Source organism: Ruminococcus sp. CAG:379 (genome assembly GCF_000434255.1).
GTDB lineage: Bacteria > Bacillota > Clostridia > Oscillospirales > Ruminococcaceae > Ruminococcus_F > Ruminococcus_F champanellensis.
Map to the genome: position 1 here is coordinate 19,511 of NZ_FR894926.1, position 3,762 is coordinate 23,272.

At 58.6% G+C, this 3,762-nt stretch carries 4 protein-coding genes; all 4 read right to left on the reverse strand.

Translation table 11 applies throughout. The features are described from left to right. Nucleotides 1–1,324, reverse strand: a 1,324-nt coding sequence (gene mnmE / locus QVO51_RS10340; protein ID WP_288168181.1) for a tRNA uridine-5-carboxymethylaminomethyl(34) synthesis GTPase MnmE, incomplete at its 3' end; no start/stop codon positions are given. 64 nt (nucleotides 1,325–1,388) lie between these two features. After that, nucleotides 1,389–2,360: an RNA-binding cell elongation regulator Jag/EloR gene (gene jag, locus QVO51_RS10345; protein ID WP_022358328.1), complete on the reverse strand. Its 972-nt coding sequence runs from the start codon at nucleotides 2,358–2,360 to the stop codon at nucleotides 1,389–1,391. 108 nt (nucleotides 2,361–2,468) lie between these two features. After that, complete coding sequence (locus QVO51_RS10350) at nucleotides 2,469–3,611, reverse strand: YidC/Oxa1 family membrane protein insertase (RefSeq protein ID WP_022358329.1); 1,143 nt, start codon at nucleotides 3,609–3,611, stop codon at nucleotides 2,469–2,471. A 23-nt stretch (nucleotides 3,612–3,634) separates the two neighbouring features. After that, the coding region (gene yidD / locus QVO51_RS10355; RefSeq protein ID WP_288168183.1) for a membrane protein insertion efficiency factor YidD at nucleotides 3,635–3,762 on the reverse strand (128 nt) is incomplete at its 5' end.

The following is a 3,762-nucleotide window of genomic DNA, read 5'->3' on the forward strand; positions in this document are numbered from 1 at the left end:
CCGCCTCTGTGGCTCGCTCTCCCGTCAGCTCCAGCAGCGTATTCGCAGCATCATCCAGCAGCACGGTAACGCAGTCCAGAGGTTCTCCGGAACGAACGGCGGCAATGGCAGCAGAGATGTGCTCCATGGCACGCTCCACACACAGATTCTGCCGCTCGTTGGATAGTACCCCAGCCTGGGGGTCGGGAGCATCCGACAGAAACAGAGCATGCAGGGCGGACGAGAGCTGTTCCATGCCCTCCCCTGTTTTTGCGGAAATGGGGATCACATAGGCAAAGTGGGCGGACAGTTCATCCGGGGTCAGAGAGGATCCTGCATCGCTTTTATTGCAAATGGCGACCGCCCGGCGCTTTCCGATCCGGGAAATCAGTTCCCGATCCTGGGGCAGCAGGGGAGAAGTGCTGTCGAACACCGCCAGAATCAACTCCGCCTCCTCCAGCCGCCGATAAGCGATCTCCACACCAAGCTGCTCGATCCGGTCGGGAGTATCCCGCAATCCTGCCGTATCCGACAGCCGCAGGGTCAGATCTCCCAGCCGCACGCTTTCCTCCACCACATCCCGGGTGGTGCCGGCAATATCCGTGACAATGCTCCGCTCAAAGCCGCTGAGCCGATTCATCAGCGTGGATTTTCCCACGTTTGGGCGCCCCACGATCACCGTGTTGATGCCTTCCCGGAGGATCCTGCCATAGTCGTAGGTGGATGCAATAGCAGACAGGTCTGCATGCAGAGCGGTAAGGGATGCGTCCAGAGCATCCGGTTCCACGCTGGGAATGTCCTCCTCCGGATAGTCCGCCCATGCCGCCAGATCACTGAGCAGCACCACCAGCTGATCCGTACAGCTGTGGATCCGCCGGAACACAGCCCCCTCCCGGAGGGAACGGGCGCACCGAAGCTGTGCATCCCCCTGGGCGGAGATCAGATCCATGACGGATTCCGCCTGGGTCAGGGACAACTTGCCAGCCAGAAAGGCACGCTTGGTGAATTCTCCGGGCTGGGCAGGCTCCGCCCCGGCGGCAAAGCAAAGCCGCAGCACCTGCCGGGACAGGAACAGCCCCCCGTGACAGGACAGCTCCGCCGTATCCTCCCCGGTGTAGCTGTGGGGGGCACGAAACACCGTCAGAACCACGTCATCCACCGGGTTTCCATCCTGATCCCGGACAGTGCCGTATGCACAGGTATAGCCCGCCATGCCGGACACAGGCTTGCCGTTGGCAGGGGTGAACACACGCGCCGCAACGGTAAGCGCATCCGGACCGGAAACCCGGATCACGGCGATCCCCCCCACGGCGTTGGGGGTGGAGATGGCTGCAATGGTTGACATAGGCTGCTCCTTTACACAAAAATGGACGGCAAGTGCCGCCCGTTTTCGGCGAACCGAAGTCCGCTTAAAATTCGATTTTTCCGTACAAGCCGGCGTTCAGTTCATCCTCCGGCTTGGGGCGCTTGTAGTCCTTCTCGAAGCTGGTGGCAAGATCCAGCTTTCTCGGCCCTTCCGGATTTTTCCGGCGGCGGTCACGGTCGTTTCTGCTCCGGCGCTCGCCGCCCTTCCGGGGGTTGGTGCTGGAGATGATGACCTTCCGGTAAGGCTCCTCACCGGTGGAATGGGAGGTGACGCCCTCAATTTCCGACACTGCGGAGTGAATGATCCGGCGCTCATAGGGGTTCATAGGCTCCAGAGTGGTGGATCGTCCGGTACGCAGCACGCTTTTGGAGATTTTCTTGGCAAGCTCAATCAGCGTCTTGCGGCGCTTTTCCCGATAGCCGCAGCTGTCGATGGTAATCCGGAAATAGTCCTTGTCCCCCTTGTTGGAAACCATGGAAGCCAGGTACTGAAGGGCATCCAGGGTCTCCCCCCGGCGGCCGATGATGGTACCGCTGCCATCCCCGTCAAAGGTCAGGGTCACGCCGCTTTCGGTGACTGTCATAGTGGATGCATCCGACAGACCCATGCTCCGGAGGATGGATGCAACGTAGCTTCTTGCATGCTCTGCCTTTGCGGCTTGCTCCTCTGTCAATTCCGCAGGGACAGCTTCCTCCGCAGGGGCTGCCTCCGGGGTTTCCGGAACAGTTTCCGCAACGGGTACTGCATCAGGCTGCACGGCCGGTTCTTCTGCCGGTGCCGCAGGCTGCTGGGGTACGGGGGCAGTAGGGGCTGCTGGCGCCTCCCGGACGGGAGTCTGCTGCATCATGGGCTCGTACTCTGCCTTGACTCTTGCCTCGCCCTTGAGCTTGCCGAACAGACCCCGGCGTGGCTGCTCTAAGATCTCAAACCGGATCTGGGAAGCCGGTGCGCCGAATGCGCTGACTGCCTGTTCCTGGGCTTCCTCCACGGTTTTTGCTGTAAAAATCTCAATCATACCAATGATAGATGGCGTATCCGCTGGGCGGCGCCATCTCCCCCCTTTCAGAATAATATGTCCGGTATGTATGACAACACCGCACAAAAGCTGTGCGGTATTGACGGTTTACTCGGTTTGATCATTGGAATACTTTTCTTCCATCCGCTTTCTGGCTTCGTTGATCCGCTGCCGGTTGTATTCCTGCAGCTCGGCACGGCTCATGCCTTCAGCTTCCTCCTCATCGGAGTAATCCACACGGTTGGCGGCACTCCGCTGCATCACAGCACGGCGGTTATCTCCGTTCTGCTCCGCCATCATAGTCTGCTGCTGTTCCATCATTCTCTGGTACAGCCCGGGCTTTTTCCGGCTTGCCTTTTCCCTTGCCTTTGCGGCGATCCGGGCGGAACGCTCCGGTGTAAAGTAATGGTTCAACGCCACAGTCTGGATCAGACTGAACAGGGAGGAGAATACCCAGTAGAAGCCCACGCCGGCAGGCATGGAGAACGCCAGCACTACGGAGAAGATGGGCATAATGTAGAGCATTGCGTTCATGCCCCCCATGCTGGGAGCATCCGGGTTCATTTTCTTCTGGCGAACCTGTGTGTAAATGGTCATGCCCAGCTGCAGCAGACCGGAGATAAAAGGAATGCTGGCAAGGGCAAGATTCGCTGCCGTCCAGCCCCCATCCGGACTGAGGGAGGGCTGTGCGCCCAGGTCGATCAGCCGCAGCACCGTGTAGTTGAAGCCGTGGATGGTATCAGTAAAGCCGGGCAGGCTGCTGAAAATATCCGGGTTGGACTTGGCATATTTCAAAATCACAAGCTCCGGACGGGAGGACAACGCCTTTTCCGTAATACTGTTCTGGGTGAGCCAGTCCGTCAGCAGGGTCTGCGCCTGGGACACATCCCCGCCAAGGCCGAGAATGTGGGTCAACGGACAGCATACCACACGCCACACGCCCATGATGATGAGCATGGTCAGCAGGGTGGGCAGACAGCTTGCCATGGGGTTGATGCCTTCCTCCTGGTAGATGCGATACTGCTCCTCCTGCACCTTCTGAGGATTGTTGGGGTACTTTTTCTTCAGCTTGGCAAGCCTGGGGTTGATGACCTGCATTCTTGCCATGTTCTTTTGCTGATTGTAGTTGACCGGGAAGGTCAGCAGTTTAATAATCAGGGTAAAGATAATAATGGATACGCCGTAATCCTTGACCACCTCGTAGACCACTTTCATGATCCAACCCAGTGGGATCGCTATCAAATCGAACAAATTGACCTCCTGTGGCACTCGCCTTACTCATTGTCTTGCGGAAAATCCGCCGGCGTATGCCTCCCCAGAATATCAAACTTCTGCGGCACAGGATCGAATCCACCCTTGCTCCAGGGATTGCACCGCAGCAGCCGCCAGATGGCGAGCCAGG